The organism is Microbacterium sp. CCNWLW41, assembly GCF_037083505.1.
In genome coordinates this window covers 493062-510525 of sequence record NZ_JBAOJP010000001.1, presented here as the reverse complement: position 1 = coordinate 510525, position 17464 = coordinate 493062, and the positions used below count along the sequence as shown (strand labels likewise).

16 protein-coding genes and 1 pseudogene are annotated in these 17464 nt (G+C 71.7%); 8 read left to right on the top strand and 9 right to left on the bottom strand.

All coding sequences use genetic code 11. The annotated features are described in order from the left end of the window. Nucleotides 1-272: 272 nt before the first annotated feature. From V6R91_RS02185 to V6R91_RS02165, 5 genes are all read left to right on the top strand, one after another. Entirely contained in the window at nucleotides 273-1631 is a 1359-nt protein-coding gene (locus V6R91_RS02185; protein ID WP_442928088.1) for a quaternary amine ABC transporter ATP-binding protein, read from the top strand. Further along, nucleotides 1631-2575 (top strand): ABC transporter permease, encoded by a 945-nt coding sequence (locus V6R91_RS02180; protein ID WP_336393950.1) that lies wholly within the window; start codon nucleotides 1631-1633, stop codon nucleotides 2573-2575. Before V6R91_RS02185 ends, V6R91_RS02180 begins: the two co-directional genes overlap by 1 nt. A gap of 133 nt (nucleotides 2576-2708) precedes the next feature. Next, nucleotides 2709-3620: a glycine betaine ABC transporter substrate-binding protein gene (locus V6R91_RS02175; RefSeq protein ID WP_336393949.1), complete on the top strand. Its 912-nt coding sequence runs from the start codon at nucleotides 2709-2711 to the stop codon at nucleotides 3618-3620. A 61-nt stretch (nucleotides 3621-3681) separates the two neighbouring features. Next, a complete protein-coding gene (locus tag V6R91_RS02170; RefSeq protein ID WP_336393948.1) occupies nucleotides 3682-4518 on the top strand; it encodes a patatin-like phospholipase family protein in 837 nt (278 codons plus the stop codon). Next, nucleotides 4518-5630 carry a 1-acyl-sn-glycerol-3-phosphate acyltransferase gene (locus V6R91_RS02165; protein ID WP_336395023.1) on the top strand — a complete coding sequence of 371 codons (1113 nt, stop codon included), beginning with the start codon at nucleotides 4518-4520 and terminating at the stop codon, nucleotides 5628-5630. Before V6R91_RS02170 ends, V6R91_RS02165 begins: the two co-directional genes overlap by 1 nt. Nucleotides 5631-5633: 3 nt before the next feature. On the opposite strand, the gene V6R91_RS02160 is transcribed toward V6R91_RS02165, so the two are convergent. The 4 genes from V6R91_RS02160 to purL form a co-directional block, all read right to left on the bottom strand. Then, complete coding sequence (locus tag V6R91_RS02160; protein WP_336393947.1) at nucleotides 5634-6623, bottom strand: hypothetical protein; 990 nt, start codon at nucleotides 6621-6623, stop codon at nucleotides 5634-5636. Nucleotides 6624-6663: 40 nt separating this feature from the next. After that, the gene (locus tag V6R91_RS02155) at nucleotides 6664-7461 is read right to left on the bottom strand and encodes a hypothetical protein (RefSeq protein ID WP_336393946.1); all 798 of its coding nucleotides are present in this window, start codon (nucleotides 7459-7461) and stop codon (nucleotides 6664-6666) included. Between the two features lie 68 nt (nucleotides 7462-7529). After that, a complete protein-coding gene (locus V6R91_RS02150; protein WP_192633022.1) occupies nucleotides 7530-7667 on the bottom strand; it encodes a hypothetical protein in 138 nt (45 codons plus the stop codon). Nucleotides 7668-7805: 138 nt separating this feature from the next. Further along, nucleotides 7806-10139 carry a phosphoribosylformylglycinamidine synthase subunit PurL gene (purL, locus tag V6R91_RS02145; RefSeq protein ID WP_336393945.1) on the bottom strand — a complete coding sequence of 778 codons (2334 nt, stop codon included), beginning with the start codon at nucleotides 10137-10139 and terminating at the stop codon, nucleotides 7806-7808. 145 nt (nucleotides 10140-10284) lie between these two features. Here purL and V6R91_RS02140 point away from each other — a divergent pair, with 145 nt between their 5' ends. The 3 genes from V6R91_RS02140 to V6R91_RS02130 all read left to right on the top strand — a co-directional run bounded on the left by V6R91_RS02140 (nucleotide 10285) and on the right by V6R91_RS02130 (nucleotide 12689). Next, nucleotides 10285-10701, top strand: coding sequence for an ArsR/SmtB family transcription factor (locus V6R91_RS02140; protein WP_336393944.1), 417 nt, complete (start codon nucleotides 10285-10287; stop codon nucleotides 10699-10701). A 2-nt stretch (nucleotides 10702-10703) separates the two neighbouring features. Then, the gene (locus V6R91_RS02135; RefSeq protein ID WP_336393943.1) at nucleotides 10704-11684 is read left to right on the top strand and encodes an SRPBCC family protein; all 981 of its coding nucleotides are present in this window, start codon (nucleotides 10704-10706) and stop codon (nucleotides 11682-11684) included. 102 nt (nucleotides 11685-11786) lie between these two features. Then, nucleotides 11787-12689: a TerC family protein gene (locus V6R91_RS02130; RefSeq protein ID WP_336393942.1), complete on the top strand. Its 903-nt coding sequence runs from the start codon at nucleotides 11787-11789 to the stop codon at nucleotides 12687-12689. 136 nt (nucleotides 12690-12825) lie between these two features. Here the strand turns inward: V6R91_RS02130 and V6R91_RS02125 are convergent, their stop codons facing one another. From V6R91_RS02125 to V6R91_RS02105, 5 genes and pseudogenes are all read right to left on the bottom strand, one after another. Further along, on the bottom strand, nucleotides 12826-13506 hold the full coding sequence (locus V6R91_RS02125) for a response regulator (RefSeq protein WP_336393941.1): 681 nt from the start codon (nucleotides 13504-13506) through the stop codon (nucleotides 12826-12828). Then, nucleotides 13503-14945, bottom strand: a pseudogene (locus tag V6R91_RS02120) (sensor histidine kinase); the annotation flags it as partial. The gene V6R91_RS02125 and the pseudogene V6R91_RS02120, both read right to left, overlap by 4 nt. 221 nt (nucleotides 14946-15166) lie before the next feature. Then, nucleotides 15167-15619, bottom strand: coding sequence for a CHRD domain-containing protein (locus V6R91_RS02115; RefSeq protein WP_336393939.1), 453 nt, complete (start codon nucleotides 15617-15619; stop codon nucleotides 15167-15169). A 94-nt stretch (nucleotides 15620-15713) separates the two neighbouring features. Then, a complete protein-coding gene (gene sufU / locus V6R91_RS02110) occupies nucleotides 15714-16166 on the bottom strand; it encodes a Fe-S cluster assembly sulfur transfer protein SufU (protein ID WP_336393938.1) in 453 nt (150 codons plus the stop codon). Next, nucleotides 16163-17464, bottom strand: a complete 1302-nt coding sequence (locus V6R91_RS02105) for an aminotransferase class V-fold PLP-dependent enzyme (protein ID WP_336393937.1) — start codon at nucleotides 17462-17464, stop codon at nucleotides 16163-16165. The genes sufU and V6R91_RS02105 overlap by 4 nt, the downstream gene beginning before the upstream one ends.

The window sequence follows — 17464 nt, the reverse complement described above, 5'->3', positions numbered from 1 at the left end:
GCATACAGGGCGGCATGTCAAGACCCGGATGCCGGTGCCCGTGGCGGTGATATCACGCGCGCGCGGCTAGCGAGCACCCGGCGACGATGTCCAATTTGAAGCGACCGGTGAGCCGTGAAACGGTGGATGAGGCCCTTCGCGGGCCGCTACCCGACCAGTCCGCGGTCTCCGGTGATGCCCCAGTGCGCGTCAGACCGGAGGGCGTACGGTCGGCGGCCGTGGGGCGGATCCGACATCCGCCCGCCCGAGCGGCCGCCACCCGGGCGCGACCGATGCAGCTTCCTGCACCGGAGCTGCCGAGGTGCACAGTGACACTTCCGCCTGCCATCGAGGCGAAGAACCTCTACAAGGTCTTCGGACGCAACCCCCGTGACGCGATGCGGCGGCTGCGCGCCGGGGCCACCCGCGCCGATGTGGCCGACGCCGGCTCCGCCGCGGTCATCGACGCGAGCTTCACCGTCCAGCCGGGCGAGATCTTCGTGATCATGGGCCTGTCCGGCTCGGGCAAGTCCACCATCATCCGCATGCTCAACGGCCTGCTGCCGCCCACCGCGGGCGACGTGCTGGTGCAGGGCCAGAGCGTCACGAGGGCCTCTGCGAAGTCGCTGCGCTCCATCCGACAGCGGTCGGTGTCGATGGTGTTCCAGCACTTCGCGCTGCTGCCGCACCTCTCCGTGCTCGACAACGCCGCGTATGCCCTCGAGATCCAGGGCGTCCCCCGCGACGAGCGTCGTGCACGGGCGCACGAGATCCTCGAGAAGGTCGGGCTCCAGGACCGGGCCGAGGCGATGCCGGACGAGCTGTCGGGCGGCATGCGCCAGCGCGTCGGCCTCGCCCGCGCGCTCACCTCGGGCACCGACATCCTGCTGATGGACGAGGCGTTCTCTGCGCTGGACCCGCTCATCCGCCGCGAGATGCAGGAGCAGCTCGTCGAGCTGCAGCGCGAGCTGGGACGCACCATCGTCTTCATCACCCACGACCTCAACGAGGCCATGTTCCTCGGCGACCGCATCGCCGTCATGAGGGACGGCCGCATCGTCCAGAACGGCACGCCCGAGGAGATCCTCACCGATCCGGCCAACGACTACGTCGCGCAGTTCGTGCAGGACGTCGATCGCGCCCGCGTGCTGACGGCAGGCTCCGTCATGGCGCCGCCGGCCGCCACGATCCCCGTCACCGCCGGCGTCCGCGGCGCGCTGCGCGTCATGCGCGACCTGCAGGTGGGCGCCGTCGCGGTCGTCGAGAACCGGCGCTTCCTCGGCACCGTCACCGACCGCGCGGTCATCCGCGCGGTGAAGGACGGCCGCACCGATCTGCGCACGCTGGCGACGCGCACGCACCCCGTGGTGCACGTCGACGATGCGCTGACCGGCGTCGTCGAGCGTTCCGTCGAGAGCCCGGTCCCGGTGGCCGTCGTCGACGACGGCGGCAGGCTCGTCGGCACCATCCCGCGCGTGACGCTGCTGGCGGCGCTCGGCAACGTCCCCGCCGTCACGCGGGAGAACCCCGTGATCGAGGCCCCCGCCACCGTGCCGGTGGCCGAGATCACCCAGACCCTCGAGGTCATCGACGCGGCATCCGATGCGGGCGTCGCCGTCCCCGAGGCGATCACGACGGAGGGATCCCGCTGATGCAGACTCTGCGACTGCCCCTCGGGGCCTGGATCGAGGCCTTCGTGGACTTCCTCGGCGACACGTTCGGCTGGTTCTTCGACGCCGTCGCGGTCGCTCTCGGCACCGTGTACGACGGCTTGGCGTGGCTTCTCGTCACGCCTCCGTTCTGGGTGATCATCGCGGTGTTCGCCGCGCTGGCGTTCTGGGTCAAGGGCGCGAAGCTCGCGATCGGCACCGCGCTGGGACTCCTCCTCATCGTGCTGGTGGATCAGTGGGACAACGCCATGGACACCCTCGCGCTCGTGCTCGTGGCATCCGCCATCGCGACCGCGATCAGCGTGCCGGTGGGCATCTGGGCCGCCGGAAACGAGCACGTCTCGCGCGCGGTGCGGCCGGTCCTGGACTTCCTCCAGACGATGCCGGCCTTCGTCTACCTCATCCCCGCCATCATCTTCTTCGGCGTCGGAGCGGTGCCGGGCATGATCGCGACGATCCTGTTCGCCCTGGCTCCCGGCGTCCGCCTGACGGAGCTGGGGATCCGCGGCGTCGACCAGGAGGTCGTCGAAGCCGGCCACGCCTTCGGCGCAAGCCCCGCGCGCATCCTGCGTCAGATCCAGCTCCCGCTCGCACGCCCCAGCATCATGGCCGGCGTCAACCAGATCATCATGCTCAGCCTGTCGATGGTCGTCATCGCGGGCATCGTCGGAGCCGGCGGGCTGGGCGGCGAGATCACCCGGGCCATCGGCCGCATCAACGTCGGGCTGGGGTTCGAGGCGGGCATCTCGATCGTGATCATCGCGATGATCCTCGATCGGCTGACCTCCGCCTTCGCCACGCCGACCGTGCCCCGGACGCGCCGCCGTGGTGTCGCCGCGGCATCGCAGGACGGCGCCGGGTCGGACGACGGCGCGACGCGGAGCGCGACGGCGCCGGAGCCCGGCGTCCCCGTCGGCACCGCCTGACCCACCCGGACGGACGTCGTCCGTCCGCCCATCGACCGGGCGGGACCGTCAGCCCGCCGGAGGCGCGCGAGATTCGCGCGCCAGACCAAGACCGACTCGTGACACAGCAACCACGAGTGGAGAGGAAGTCGACATGATGAAGAAGAAGCACCTCGCTGCCGGAGCAGCGCTTCTCGGCGCGAGCACGCTCGTGCTCGCCGGCTGCGCCGGAGACAGCGGAGCCGACGCCGCGGACGGGGGCGGCTCGGGTGAGGCCGCCGACCGCGCGATCGAGCTCGCCGTCTTCAACGGCTGGGACGAGGGCATCGCCGCGTCCTACCTGTGGGAGGCCATCCTCACCGAGAAGGGGTATGACGTCGAGCTCACTTACGCCGACGTCGCGCCGGTATACGCCGGCCTGGCGCAGGGCGATTTCGACCTCGTGCTCGACACCTGGCTGCCCACCACCCACGCGGACTACATGGAGCAGTACGGCGACGACCTCGTCGACCTCGGCGTCTGGAACGACGAGGCCTCGCTCACCATCGCCGTGAACGAGGACGCGCCCATCGACTCGCTCGAGGAGCTCGCCGCGAACGCCGAGGAGTTCGGCAACGAGATCGTCGGCATCGAGCCGGGTTCCGGCCTGATGCGCATCACCGGCGACGAGGTCGTGCCGGGCTACGGCCTGGAGGACATGACGCTCATCGAGTCGTCGACGCCCGCGATGCTCGCGGAGCTCCAGTCGGCCACCGATGCCGGCGAGAACATCGTCGTGACGCTGTGGCGCCCGCACTGGGCGTACAGCGCGTTCCCCATCAAGGACCTCGAGGACCCGCAGGGCCTTCTCGGCGAGGCCGAGGGCATCCACTCGGTCTCCTCGACCGCCTTCGGCGAGGACTTCCCCGAGGTGAGCGAGTGGATCTCGGACTTCGAGATGCCCAGCGACCTGCTGTACTCGCTCGAGGACGCGATGTTCAACGAGTACGACGGCGACGACTACGGTCCCATCGTCGAGCAGTGGATCGCCGACAACCAGGAGTGGGTCGACGGCCTGACCTCCTGACCTCCTGACCGGCTGACGTCCGGAGGGCGAACGCCACCGCGCCCCGCACTAGGGTGTGGGCATGACGGTGGCGTTCGTCCTGGGCGGCGGCGGGGTCCGAGGTGCCGTGCAGATCGGCATGCTGCGTGCCCTGCTGGAGTCCGGCATCCGTCCCGACCTCGTCGTCGGCACCTCCATCGGCGCGATCAACGGCGCGCTCGTGGCCAGCGACCCGCGGCCCGCCGTGATCGAGCGCCTGCTCGACGCGTGGACGTCGCCCGAGGCGAGCGCCGTGTACGGGGACTCGCTGTTCGCCCAGTTCACGCGCCTCGTGAGGACGAGGACGCATCTGAACTCGCCGACGCCGCTGCGGCGGCTGCTCGAGCGGGCGCTCGGGGCGGACACGAGGTTCGAGGACCTGCCGGTGCGCCTGCGCGTCGTCGCCGCGAGCATCGAGCGCGCCGCCGAGCAGGTGTTCGACTCCGGGCCGCTCATCGACGCCGTGCTGGCCTCGGCATCCGTGCCCGGCCTGCTGCCGCCCACCCGCATCGGCGACGAGCACTTCATCGACGGCGGCATCGTCAACTCCATCCCGATCTCCCACGCCGTCGAAGTGGGCGCCCGCACCGTCTTCGTGCTGCAGGTGGGCCGCGTCGAGGCGCCGCTCGAGGCGCCCCAGTCCGCCGTCGACACGGCCCGGGTGGCCTTCGAGGTCGCGCGCCGGCATCGGTATGCGCGCGACATGGCCACCATCCCCGAGGGCGTCACCCTCCACGTGCTGCCCAGCGGCGGGACGGACCGCGACGACACGCTCCTGTCGTACCGGCGCATGGACACCGTGCGGGGGCGGATCGACCGCGCCTACGAGGCCAGCCGCGAGTTCCTCCGCGTGAGCGGGCTCATCCCCGGCGGTGCGTGATGCGGCTCCCGCCGACGTGGCTGCGACGCATCCTTCTCGCACCGCTGGTGATCGTGGCGGCGGTTCTCATGCTGGCGCTCACCCCGCTGTGGCTGCTCGTGGGGCTGGCGCTGACCTCGCTGGTCCCCGGCCGGTTCCGGCTGCCCCGCATGCTGTGGCTGATCACGGTGTACCTGCTGTGGGACGCCGTGATGGTCGTGGCGCTGTTCGGCTTATGGGTCGGGTCGGGCTTCGGCTATGCGCTGCGACGGCCGGGGTTCGTGACCGCGCACTATCGCCTCGGCGCGTGGGGGCTGCGCGTCCTCTTCCGCATCTTCGGGAGCGTCCTGCGCCTGACCATCTCGACCACCGGCTCCGACGACGCGCTGCCGGATGCCGCCACCGGCGATCCGGCCGCGGGCCTCATCTCGGGGGCGGCCGCCGGCCCCGACGCCTTCGACGCCCTCTTCGCGCCGGGCACGCCGCTCATCGTCGCGAGCCGGCACGGGGGACCGGGCGACTCCTTCATCCTGATCCACACCCTCTTGAACGAGGCCGGCCGGCGCCCCCGGATCGTCCTGAAGTACACGCTGCAGTGGGATCCCGCGATCGACATCCTGCTGCACCGCGTGCCGTCGCGGTTCATCGTGCCCACCGGCTTCGACCGCGCGCCCCGCGGCGGCGGGATGGAGGTGGAGCGGGCGCTCGCCCAGCTGGCCGAGGATCTCGGGCCGGACGACACCTTCGTCATCTTCCCCGAGGGCGGCAACGTGACCCCGGGTCGCCGGCTGGCGCGCATCAAGCGGCTGCGCGATGCCGGGCGCGAGAGTCTGGCCGTGCGCGCCGAGGCGCTCCTCCACGTGATGGCGCCGCAGCCGGGCGGCATCCACGCGGCGCTGGACGCGGCGCCGACCGCGGACGTCGTCTTCATCGCCCACACCGGTCTCGACCGCCTGGCGACGCTCCGCGACATCTGGCGGGAGCTGCCGATGGACAAGGGCGTCACCATGTGCGCCTGGCGCGTCCCCCGCGCGGACGTGCCGGAGGGCATCGACGCGCGCGCCGTCTGGCTGTTCGACTGGTTCGCGCGGATCGACGCATGGATCGACGCGCACCCCGAGCTCGGCCGCTGAGCCTCAGCGGTGCGGCTTCGGGTGCACCACGCGTCCGGGGGCGTCGCCGTGGCCGCGCGAGGGCACCGGCCACGTGGCCGGCGGCGTGGAGCTGGGGCGCTGCGGGGTGGGCGCGGGAAGCGGCTCGGCGACCGGCGAGGCCGGGGCGGCCGGTGACGCCGCTGGCGACGCCGTCGGTGTCGTCGTCGGCGGCGAGGCCGGGGCATCGGACGCGGGACCGGAGGTCGCGGGCGCAGGCGCCGCGGTCGTCGGGCCGAGCTCGAGCATGACCTTGTTCTCGAGCACCTCGATCGCCTCATCCGAGAGCGAGATGAGCCCGTCGAGCTCTTCACGCACACGGCGGTACGCCAGCTGGCGCTCCGCGGGAGTGGCGGCCTCGTCGATCGCCACGGTCAGCAGCTTCTTCGCCGTGTCGAGCCGCTTGCGCTCCATCTCGGTGAAGCTCGAGTCGCGCAGGCGCCGCGCGTCGCGTTCGGCGACGTCGAAGGCGACCTCGAAGTCGGCCACGGCGTTGCGGTACTCGGCGAGCTGGTCTCTCGTCAGCCGCGCCTTCGACGACGCGGGGCGCAGCCCGTCGGCGATGCGCTTGGCGCGCAGGAACGCGGCCGTCAGCGGTTGACGGCCGTCGCTCATCGCCGGGAAGGCGATGATCTTCGCGACGTCGAGCTCGTACTCCAGCCATCGCGAGGTGACCGAGTCGTGGGTCGCGAAGAGCCGCTCGAGCTGGGTTGCCTGGGTCTCGCGGCCGGCCGGGCCCGCTTCGGCGACGGCGGTGGGACCGGTGACGGAGGGGAGGGATGCCGCCGGCACCGCCTTGCCGCGGGCCGCCGCCTGTGCCGCCTTGAGCTCGGCCTTGGCGTGCATCATCTCGAGCCGCCGCTTATGCCGGCGTCTCGCGCTCTGCTCCCACGCGTTTCCGACGGCGGCAAGAAGGCCGAACGCTGGGAAAGCCAGCCACCAGAAGTCGCGCAGGAACTCGAAGAACGGCTCCACCCTGTCATGCTAACGGCCGCCGTCGACCGCCGCTCTCTCCTCAGGGCACCCTGCCAGCGGGCGGCTCGCCCTGCCGGGGCTGCGGGAGCTTCGCCAGCAGCGACGGCAGCCGGTCGGCCAGCTCGGCGATGGCGGTGGCCGCCGCGCTGATGCTCGCGGCCGTGGCCGCGGCGGGCGACGTCGCGCGCGCCGCGCCGGGCACGCCGGCCTGGCGCTCGGCCTCGTCGAACGCGGCCTCCAGGTCGCGCACCGCGACGCGGTACTCGGCGAACTGCTGCGGCGTCACGCGGTCGCGCAGCATCGGCCGCTTCGAGAGCGCCTCGCGCTGTGCGAGGAGGAAGGCGACGGTGGCCGGATGCCGCGTATCGGTCATCTGCGGATGAGCCAGCGCCTTGTCGACGTCGGTCTCGTACGCGAGCCAGCGCGCGTTGACCGCGTCGTGCACGGCGCACAGCCGCTCGATCGGCAGCGGGTCGTGCGCGGCGGCGGCCCGATACTGCGAGTAGCCCGCCTTCACGCGGGACCGGCTCGCCCGCAGCTCGAGCGACGCGTTTCTCTCCGCCTGCTTCGCGGCCTGCAGCGCGCGCCGGGCGTCGTACGCGCGCACCGGACCGGCGGACTTCGTCGTGAGCGCCTCGGCCTGAGCGGTCCGCACGCGCGCCTTCGCCGCGACGAGCGCCCGGTAGGCCTGCGACTCCTCGTGCCGCGCGGCGTCGAGTTCGAGACGACGCGCGCGACGGGTGCGCGTCGTCAACCCGGCGTATGTCGCCGCTCCGGCGCCTGCGGCTGCCGGGGCGACCCACCACCAGGACGACATGACGAGGAGGATCGTCTCCACGGTGCCATGCTAGTCGCGATATAGCGCGGTTGTCGCCGGGAGTCTGCTGTGCGCGGTCGGGCGCTCCGTCAGCCGAAGAGCAGGGCGAAGACGGTGGCGCCGCCGCCGACGAGGATGAGGGCGACGATCGTCACCCACGCGATGATCTTGACGCGACGCTGCCGCGTGTCGTTGAAACCGCTGTACTCGTCGTCGTCCGCCGCCATGCGACTCATCCTACTTGTGGGTTCAGGGTGGGACGCGTCGCGTTCGGGGCGCATCCCGTCCGTTCGGGGCGCGTCCGGCGCGCCCCGAACGCACGCGGTGCGCCCCAAACCGGGGAGTTGGGGTGGAGTTCAGCCCGGTCAGGCCGTGTGCTCGGTGACGATCGGGCCGAAGGCGTCGGGGAGGGTCGAGGTCGACAGCCCGCGCAGCTCGGCCAGAGGCACCGTGAACAGGCCCTGCACCTCGAGCGCCGGCTCGTCGCCGTCGGCCGCGGAGTCGGTCACGCCGATGCGCAGCACCGGGTAGCCGCGGCCCTCGCAGAGCCCGCGGAACTTCACGTCGTCCTCGCGCGGCACGCTCACGATGACGCGGCCGGTCGACTCCGAGAAGAGCGCGGTCGCGGCATCCACCCCGTCGCGCTCCTGGATCTCGTTCAGCCACACGCGCGCGCCGACGCCGAAGCGCATGACGGCCTCGGCGAGGGCCTGCGCGAGGCCGCCCGACGACAGGTCGTGCGCCGACGAGACGAGCGACTGCTGCCCGGCCGCGTGGAGCAGGTCGGCGAGCTTCTTCTCCTGCGCGAGGTCGACGGCCGGCGGGCGACCGCCGAGGTGGCCGTGGATGGTCCCGGCCCACTGCGAGCCCGAGAGCTCGGTGGCGGTGACGCCGAGCAGGTAGATGTTCTCGCCGGCGTCCTGCCACCCCGACGGGATGCGGCGCGCGACGTCGTCGATGATCCCGAGCACGCCCACGACGGGGGTCGGGAAGATCGGCTGGTCGCCGGTCTGGTTGTAGAACGAGACGTTGCCGCCCGTGACGGGGACGCCGAGTTCGAGGCATCCGTCCGACAATCCCTCGACCGACTGCGAGAACTGCCACATGACCTCGGGGTTCTCGGGGCTGCCGAAGTTGAGGCAGTCGGTCACCGCGGTGGGCTGCGCGCCCGTGACGGCGACGTTGCGGTACGCCTCGGCGAGGGCGAGCTTCGCGCCCTGGTACGGGTCGAGCTGGCAGTAGCGCCCGTTGCAGTCGGTCGCGATCGCGAAGCCGAGGCCGGAGTGCTCGTCGACGCGGATCATGCCGGCGTCGTCGGGGAACGACAGCGCCGTGTTGCCCATGACGTAGTAGTCGTACTGGTTGGTCACCCACGACGTGTCGGCGAGGTTGGGGCTCGCGACGAGGGTCGTGAACTGCTCGCGCAGCGTGTCGGCGTCGCTCGAGCGCGGCAGTGCGGAGGCGGAGTCGTCGCGGAGCGCATCGATCCAGGTCGGGTAGGCCACGGGACGCTCGTACACCGGGCCGTCCACCGCGACGGTCGACGGGTCGACGTCGACGATCTGCTCGCCGTGCCAGAAGATCTGCAGGCGTCCGTCGCCGGTCACCTCGCCGAGCACCGACGTCTCGACGTCCCACTTGGCCGTGACGGCGAGGAACGCGTCGAGCTTCTCCGGCGAGACGATCGCCATCATGCGCTCCTGGCTCTCGCTCATGAGGATCTCCTCGGGCGTGAGCGTGGGGTCGCGCAGCAGCACCTTCTCGAGGTCGACGCGCATGCCCGAGCCGCCGTTGGCGGCGAGCTCCGACGTCGCGCACGAGATGCCGGCCGCGCCGAGGTCCTGGATGGCCTCGACGAGCTCGCCCTGGTACAGCTCGAGGCAGCACTCGATGAGCACCTTCTCGGCGAACGGGTCGCCGACCTGCACCGCGGGGCGCTTGGTGGGACCGCCGTCGGCGAAGGTGTCGGAGGCGAGGATGGATGCCCCGCCGATGCCGTCGCCGCCGGTGCGGGCGCCGAAGAGCACGACCTTGTTGCCGGCGCCGGACGCGTTGGCGAGCTTGAGGTCCTCGTGGCGGAGCACGCCCACCGCGAGGGCGTTGACGAGCGGGTTGCCCTGGTAGACCGCGTCGAACACGGTCTCGCCGCCGATGTTGGGCAGGCCGAGGCAGTTGCCGTAGAACGAGATGCCGGAGACGACGCCGTGCACCACGCGAGCGGTGTCGGGGTTGTCGATGGCGCCGAAGCGCAGCTGGTCCATCACGGCGACCGGGCGCGCGCCCATCGAGATGATGTCGCGCACGATGCCGCCGACGCCGGTCGCGGCGCCCTGGAAGGGCTCGATGTAGCTCGGGTGGTTGTGCGACTCGACCTTGAAGGTGACCGCCCAGCCCTCGCCGATGTCGACGACGCCGGCGTTCTGGCCCATGCCGACCATGAGCCGTTCCTTCATCTCGTCCGAGACCTTCTGGCCGAACTGGCGCAGGTAGATCTTCGAGGACTTGTAGGAGCAGTGCTCCGACCACATCACGGAGTACATGGCCAGCTCGCCCGACGTGGGGCGGCGGCCGAGGATCTCGCGGATCTGCGCGTACTCGTCGTCCTTGAGGCCGAGCGCCGCGTACGGCTGCTCCTTCTCCGGAGTGGTGGCGGCGTTCTCGACGGTGTCGGCGACAGCGGCCTGGGAGGGGGTGGTCACGCGGCTCAACTCCAGGATTCGGGGGATGCCGGACCGGTCCAGTCTAGTTCGGCGCAACACGGGGTGACGGATGCCGGTCGATCGCGGGGGTCGCGTTCGAGAAAGGGGTTGACGGATGCCGCGCCCCACCGTAACCTACAACCAAATGGTTGTAGGAATTGAGCTCAGCGATGACGAGATCGACCGCGTGTTCCACGCGCTGGCCGCGGCCACGAGGCGCGACATCCTGCGTCGCACGATCGACGGCGAGCACTCCGTCTCGGCGCTGGCACGCGAGTACGACATGTCCTTCGCGGCCGTGCAGAAGCACGTCGGCGTGCTCGAGGCCGCGGGGCTCATCGTCAAGCGGGCCGAGGGGCGCGAGCGCCTCGTCCGGGCGGATCCCACGATGATCGCCCGCGCCCGCGCACTGCTGGCCCGCTACGAGGACCTGTGGCGCGCTCGCATCGACCGGCTCGACGCCCTGCTGGCAGAACCTGCCGGCCCTGTCGGCCCCGCCGGCGCCCCGCGCACCACCGAAGAACGCACGAAGAAGAACGACCCCCGCAACGAAGGAGAATGACGATGCCCGTCACCGATGTCACCACCGACGCCGAAGCGCTCACCATGACGCTGACGGCCGACTTCGCGGCTCCCGTCGACCGGCTGTGGAGCGCCTTCACCGATCCGCGCCAGCTCGAGCGGTTCTGGGGCCCGCCCGGGTACCCCGCCACCTTCACCGAGTTCGACCTCACCGCCGGGGGCCGGGCGCGGTACCACATGACCAGCCCCAAGGGCGAGCAGTTCCACGGGGTGTGGGAGTTCCTCGAGATCGACGGGCCCCGCACGTTCTCGGCGCTCGACTCGTTCGCCGATGAGCAGGGCGAGGTGCTGGCCGAGATGCCGACCTCGCGCATGGTGTTCACGTTCGAGCAGACGCCCACCGGCTCCCGGCTGGTGAACACCACCCACTTCGACTCGGCGCAGGCGCTGGAGCAGGTGGTCGCGATGGGCGCGGTCGAGGGCTCGACGATGGCGATCAACCAGCTCGACAAGGTGCTCGCGGGCCTGCGCGAGTACGCGGCCGGCAAGGGCACGCAGACCGAGATCCTCGACGACACCCACGTGCGCATCACGCGTCTCATCGAGGGCCCGATCGACCTGGTGTGGCGCGCGCACCAGGAGCCCGAGCTGCTCCAGAAGTGGATGCTCGGCCCCGACGGGTGGCGCATGTCGGTGTGCGAGGTCGACCCGTCGGTCGGCGGACGCTACCGCTACGAGTGGGAGCCCGTCGAGGGCGCTCCGGGCGAGCGCTTCGGGTTCGACGGCGAGACCCTCCTGTCGGAGCCGCCGCGCCGCGCGGTCACGACCGAGCACATGACGGGGACGGACTACCCGTCGACGCTCAACGACCTGACCCTCGAGGAGGAGGACGGCGTGACCCTCATCACGGTCCTCATCGAGTATCCGGACTCGCAGACCCGCGACATGGTGCTCGCCACCGGCATGACCGACGGCATGGAAGCCAGCTACGCCCGTCTCGAGGGCGTGCTCGCCGGGGTCTGACCACCCCGCGCACGAGCGGGACGGATGCCGCGGCATCCGTCCCGCTCCGTCGTCCGGCCGAGTTCGGCCGGGATGTCGGTCACCGCCGCCTACGATCGTGACGTGGACTTCTCCTTCGCATTCACGCCCGATCTCATCGCCGTGTTCATCACGCTGTTCGTGCTCGAGATCGTCCTCGGCGTCGACAACGTCATCTTCATCTCGATCCTCGCGTCCAAGCTGCCCAAGGAGCAGCAGGCGAAGGCGCGCAACCTCGGCCTGACCCTGGCGATGGTGATGCGCGTGGTCCTGGTGCTGTTCGCCGGGTGGATCATCACGCTGAAGAACGACGTGTTCTTCGTCGGCGAGATGGGCTTCTCGTGGAAGGACCTCATCCTCATCGCCGGTGGCCTCTTCCTCGTCTACAAGGCGGTCACCGAGATCCACCACAAGCTGGAGGGCGCCGAGGAGGAGCACGGCGGCGTCGGACGCAAGACGATCACGTTCGGGTCGGTGCTGCTGCAGATCCTGCTGCTCGACCTCGTCTTCTCGCTGGACTCCGTGATCACCGCGGTCGGTATGACCGAGAACCTCGTCGTGATCATCACCGTCGTCGTGCTGTCGTTCGGCATCATGCTGTTCGCCTCGCGCTTCATCTTCGCGTTCGTCAACAAGCACCCCACGGTGAAGATGCTCGCGCTGTCGTTCCTGCTGCTCATCGGTGTCTTCCTCGTGGCGGAGGGCTTCGAGATCAAGATCGACAAGGCCTTCATCTACGGCCCGATGGCCTTCGCGATCTTCGTCGAGGCGCTCAACCTCGCCTACTCCGCACGCAAGGCCAAGCGCGACAAGCGGGAGCCGCACGCGGTGCAGCTGCGTCCGCAGTACCCCGACGTCGACGAGTCGGTCGCGGTCTCGGCCGCCCTTTCGGGTGGGGCGTCGGGAGGCTCCGTCGGCCTCTCGTCGAAGCCGGTGTCGGGGGATGCCGCGCCCGACGCCCGCGCCGAGCGCCAGGGCCTCGGCTGACCAGGCGCCCCGCCGCTTGACGCGAAGTCTCCGGGGTTTGGGGCGCCGCGCGACCGTTCGGGGCGCGCGCGGCACGCCCCGACGGTCCGCGGCGCGCCCCAAACCCGAATAAGCCGTCGGTCGTCGACGCGAGGGCTCAGGCCGGGTCGGCGAGCAGCCGGTAGCCCATGCCCGACTCGGTGAGCAGGTGCGCGGGGTGGCCGGGGTCGGCCTCGAGCTTCTTGCGCAGCTGCGACATGTACAGGCGCAGATAGCCGGTGTCGGCGACCTGCTCGGTGCCCCAGATGTCCTTGAGCAGCGTCTGCCGCGTCACGAGCGAACCGGGGTTGCGTACGAGGAACTCGAGGATGCGCCACTCGGTGGGGGTGAGGTGCACGCGCTCGCCGGAGCGGGTCACCGACTTGGTGGAGAGGTCGACCACGACGTCCCCGAACGTGACGACGGGGGCACCGGATGCCGCGCCCGCGCGTCGCGAGAGCGCCCGCAGTCGCGCCAGCAGCTCGTCGACCTGGAACGGCTTGGTGACGTAGTCGTCGGCTCCGGCATCGAGTGCGTCGACCTTGTCGCCGGAGCCGGTCCGGCCGGACACCACGATGATCGGGGCGGCGGTCCATCCCCGCAGCGCCTGGATCACCTGCACACCGTCGAGGCGCGGCATCCCGAGGTCCACCATCACGATGTCGGGGTGCTCCTTCGCAGCCAGCGCGATCGCGGCAGCGCCGTCGGGCGCGGCGATGACCTCGTAGCCGTGCGCGGCGAGGGTGATCCGCAGCGCCCTCACCAGCTGGGGGTCGTCGTCGGCGATGAGGACCTTCACGCAGCGGCTCCTTCCGGGACGTGATCGTCGGCCACGGGGAGCGAGATGACCATCGTGAGGCCGCCCCCGGGGGTGTCCTCCGGCGCGAGCGTACCGCCCATGCCCTCCGCGAATCCCTTCGACAGCGCCAGTCCGAGGCCGAGGCCGGCGGTGTTGTCGGTGTCGCCGAGGCGCTGGAACGGCGTGAACATGTCGTCGCGGCGCTCGGGAGGGATGCCGGCGCCGTGGTCGAGGACGCGGATCTCGGCGGTCCGGCCGAAGCGTCGCGACGACACGCGCACGAGCGAGCCGGCGGGCGCATGGCGGGCGGCGTTGGCGAGTACGTTCACCAGCACCCGCTGCAGCAGCACGGGGTCTGCCTTCAGGGGTGGCAGGTCCGGGTCCAGGGCGAGGTCGAACCGCTCGGGCCCCCCGTTCAGCTCGTCGAGGGCGGCGAGCACGATCTCGGCGCTGTCCACTCGCTGCAGCGACACAGCGAGCACCCCCGCCTGCACCCGGCTCACGTCGAGGAGGTCGGTGACCAGGGCCGACAGCGTCGCGAGGGATTCGTCGGCCGTCGCGATCAGCTCCTCGCGGTCATCGGCCGACAGGTTCGCCCCCGCCGCGCGGAGTCCGCCGACGGCGGCGACCGCGGCGGAGAGGGGACGCCGCAGGTCGTGGCTCACGGCCGAGAGCAGCGCGCTGCGCACCTGGTCGGTCTCGGCCAGCGCATCGGCCTCCCGCGCCGTGCGGGTGAGGTCGGTGTGCTCGAGGGCGGCCGAGAGCTGCGCCCTGACCGCGTCGATGAGGCGTCGCTCCGAGGCGTCCAGGACGTGGCCGTGCAGCTCGAGCATCGCGGGCGGCCCGCCGTTGCGCCGGCCGACCGTGACCGCGTCGAACCGGCCGTCGCGCACCGGCTCGCCGTCGGTGGCGAGCACGGTGCCGTCGGCGTCGACGAGGCGCACGCCGGCGAGGCCGAGGGACTCCCGGGTGCGGCTGATGAGCGCGAGCACCCCGGAGTCGCCGCGCAGCACGCTGCCGGCGACGGTCGCGAGCAGCTCCGCCTCCGCTTCCGCGCGGTGCGCCGCCCGCGCCGCGCGAGCGGCCCGGTCGACGACGAAGCTCACGAGCACCGCGATCACGACGTACAGCACGAGCGCCCAGACGTTCCGGGGGTCGGCGATCGAGGCGGTGTAGTACGGCTCGACGAAGAAGTAGTTGAGGGTCAGCGCCGACATCACGGCCGCGAACACCGCCGGCCAGATCCCGCCGACGAGCGAGACCAGCACGACCAGCAGCTGGTACGCGAGCACGTCGCTGGTGATGGTCTCGTCGCTGCGGATGCCCACCAGGAACCACGTCAGCAGCGGCCCGCCCACGAGCGCCAGGCCGAAGCCGAGCAGCCGGCGCCGCCGGCCCAGGACCCCGCCGCTCACGCGGGGCAGCGTGAACCGGTCGCCGCGGCCGCGCGGCTCGCCGACGTCGGGCTCCTCCCGGGACTGCACTCCGTCGCCGCCGCGCTCCATGCCGCCACCCTACGACCCGGCAGCCGTGCCACGACCGGTGTCCTCACGGAATCCGAACGCCACCGCGGGGACCGCGATGCCGCGGTGGTCGCAGGTCCCCAGGTCGCGGCGCGTGGGGCGGTGGCATCCGCCCCACGCCATCGGCCGCCCGGGAGCTACCCCAGCTGGCCGCGGACAGCGCCGGCGGGGAAGCTGGGCAGGCTGTGGACGTTGACGTAGTAGTCGTCGGGATCGCGCATGATGGCGAGGATCAGCTCGCGGTCGGCGGCCACGCAGCCGCTGACGCTGTCGGTGCCGGTGAACGCGCCGGAGAACAGCGAGACGACCACGGGTCCTGCCGCATCCGCCGTGCCCACGTGGATGTGCCCGGCGAAGACGGTGCCGTCGACGTCGGCCCAGTCGATGTCGAGGCAGACCTCTCCCTGCCCCGGGTTGAGCCGCAGCGACGCCGTTCCGCTCGCATCGGGATCACCCGGCCCCGGCACCTCGGCAGCACCCGACAGCGGGACCGTGAACGGCCTCCCGCCGTCCTCCGCCTGCGCGGCGCCCGCGAACACCAGCGTCGCGGCCAGACCCGTCACCAGTCCGATCAAAAGTGGCTTGCGCATGGACTTCCTCCCTCGTCCCGTCCCGCGCCCACCCCTCCGCAGACGCGGCTGTGCGAAGTCTTGCACCACGCGCGCGGCGCCACCAGGGGTCGGGTCAGGCGCGCGAGACGGCGTCCTCGAACGCGACCCACGCGAGCATCGCGCACTTGACGCGCGCCGTGAACTTCGAGACGCCCGACAGGGCGGCGGCGTCGCCGAAGACCTCCTCGTCGAGCGCGATCTCGCCGCGGGAGCGCAGCGCCTCGCGGAAGCCGTCGATGAGAGCGGATGCCTCGGCCCGCGGCATCCGTCCCTCCTCCTCGACCAGCGCGGCGAGCATCGACGCCGACGCCTGCGAGATGGAGCAGCCGGCGCCGTCCCACGTCACCTCGTCGACCGTGGTGCCGTCGTCGGACAGGCGGACCCGCAGCGTGATCTCATCGCCGCAGATGGGGTTGCGCTGGTACGACGAGGCGACCCGCCCGGTCTCGTCGCCCAGGCCCTTGCCGTGCGGTCGCTTGGAGTGGTCGAGGATCAGCTCCTGGTACAGCGACTCGAGCCCGCTCATGAGCCGGCTCCGAAGAACGAGCGCACGCCCGACAGCGCATCGAGGAACACGTCGACGTCGTCGGCGGTGTTGTAGACGGCGGTGGAGGCGCGCACCGAGGCGGTGAGGCCGAAGCGGCGGTGCAGCGGCTGCGCGCAGTGGTGGCCGACCCGCACGGCGACGCCGCGCGCGTCGAGGAACTGGCCCACGTCGTGCGCGTGCACGCCGTCGACGTCGAACGACCACAGTCCGACCCGCTCCGCGTCCGGTGCGTCGCCGAGGAGCCGCACGCCCGGGATCGAGCGGAGTCCCTCGGCCATGCGGGCCTCGAGGGCCTTCTCGTGCGCGTGGGCGGCGTCCATGCCGATGGCCTGCAGGTAGCGGACGGCGGCGGCGAGGCCGATCGCCTGCGACACCGGCTGCGTGCCGGCCTCGAACCGCTGCGGGGGCGGCAGGTAGTCCGCCTCGTCGAGCGTGACGGTCGTGATCATCGACCCGCCGGTGAGGAAGGGCGGCAGCGCCTCGAGCACCTCGGAGCGCCCGTACAGCCCGCCGACGCCGTAGGGCCCGAGCATCTTGTGGCCCGAGAAGACCGCGAGGTCGACGCCTAGCGCGACCAGGTCCAGCGGCAGGTGGGGTGCGGACTGGCATGCGTCGAGGACGGTGAGCGCGCCGGCCTCACGCGCGAGGGCGACGAGCTCGTCGACGGGGTTGACGATGCCGAGCACGTTGGAGACGTGCGTGAAGGCGACGACTCGCGTCCGCCCGCCGATGACGGCGGCCGCGGCATCCGTGTCGAGCGTCCCGTCGTCGCGCACGGGGATGTGGCGGAGCACGGCGCCGGTGCGCGCGGCGAGCTCCTGCCACGGGATCAGGTTGGCGTGGTGCTCGGCCTCGGTCACGACGATCTCATCGCCGGGGCGCAGCGCGAAGCGGACGCTCTCGGGCACCCCGCGGCCGAGCGAGGCGTTGCCGATGGCGTAGGCGGCGAGGTTGAGGCCGGCGGTGGCGCCGCTCGTCCAGACGAGCTGCTCCGGCCGCGCGCCGACGAAGCCGGCGACGGTGGCGCGGGCGTCCTCGAAGAGCTCGGTCGCCTCGGCGGCGAGGGTGTGGGCGCCGCGGTGCACGGCCGAGTTGGATCGCGTGAGGAAGCCGACCTCCGCATCGATGACCGCCTGCGGCTTCTGGCTCGTCGCACCCGAGTCGAGATACACCAGGCGCTGGCCGTTGACGCGCTCGCCGAGGATGGGGAAGTCCGCGCGGACGGCTTCGGCATCCAGGAGCGCAGCCGGCGAGGGTGCAGATGCGGGGATGGTCAC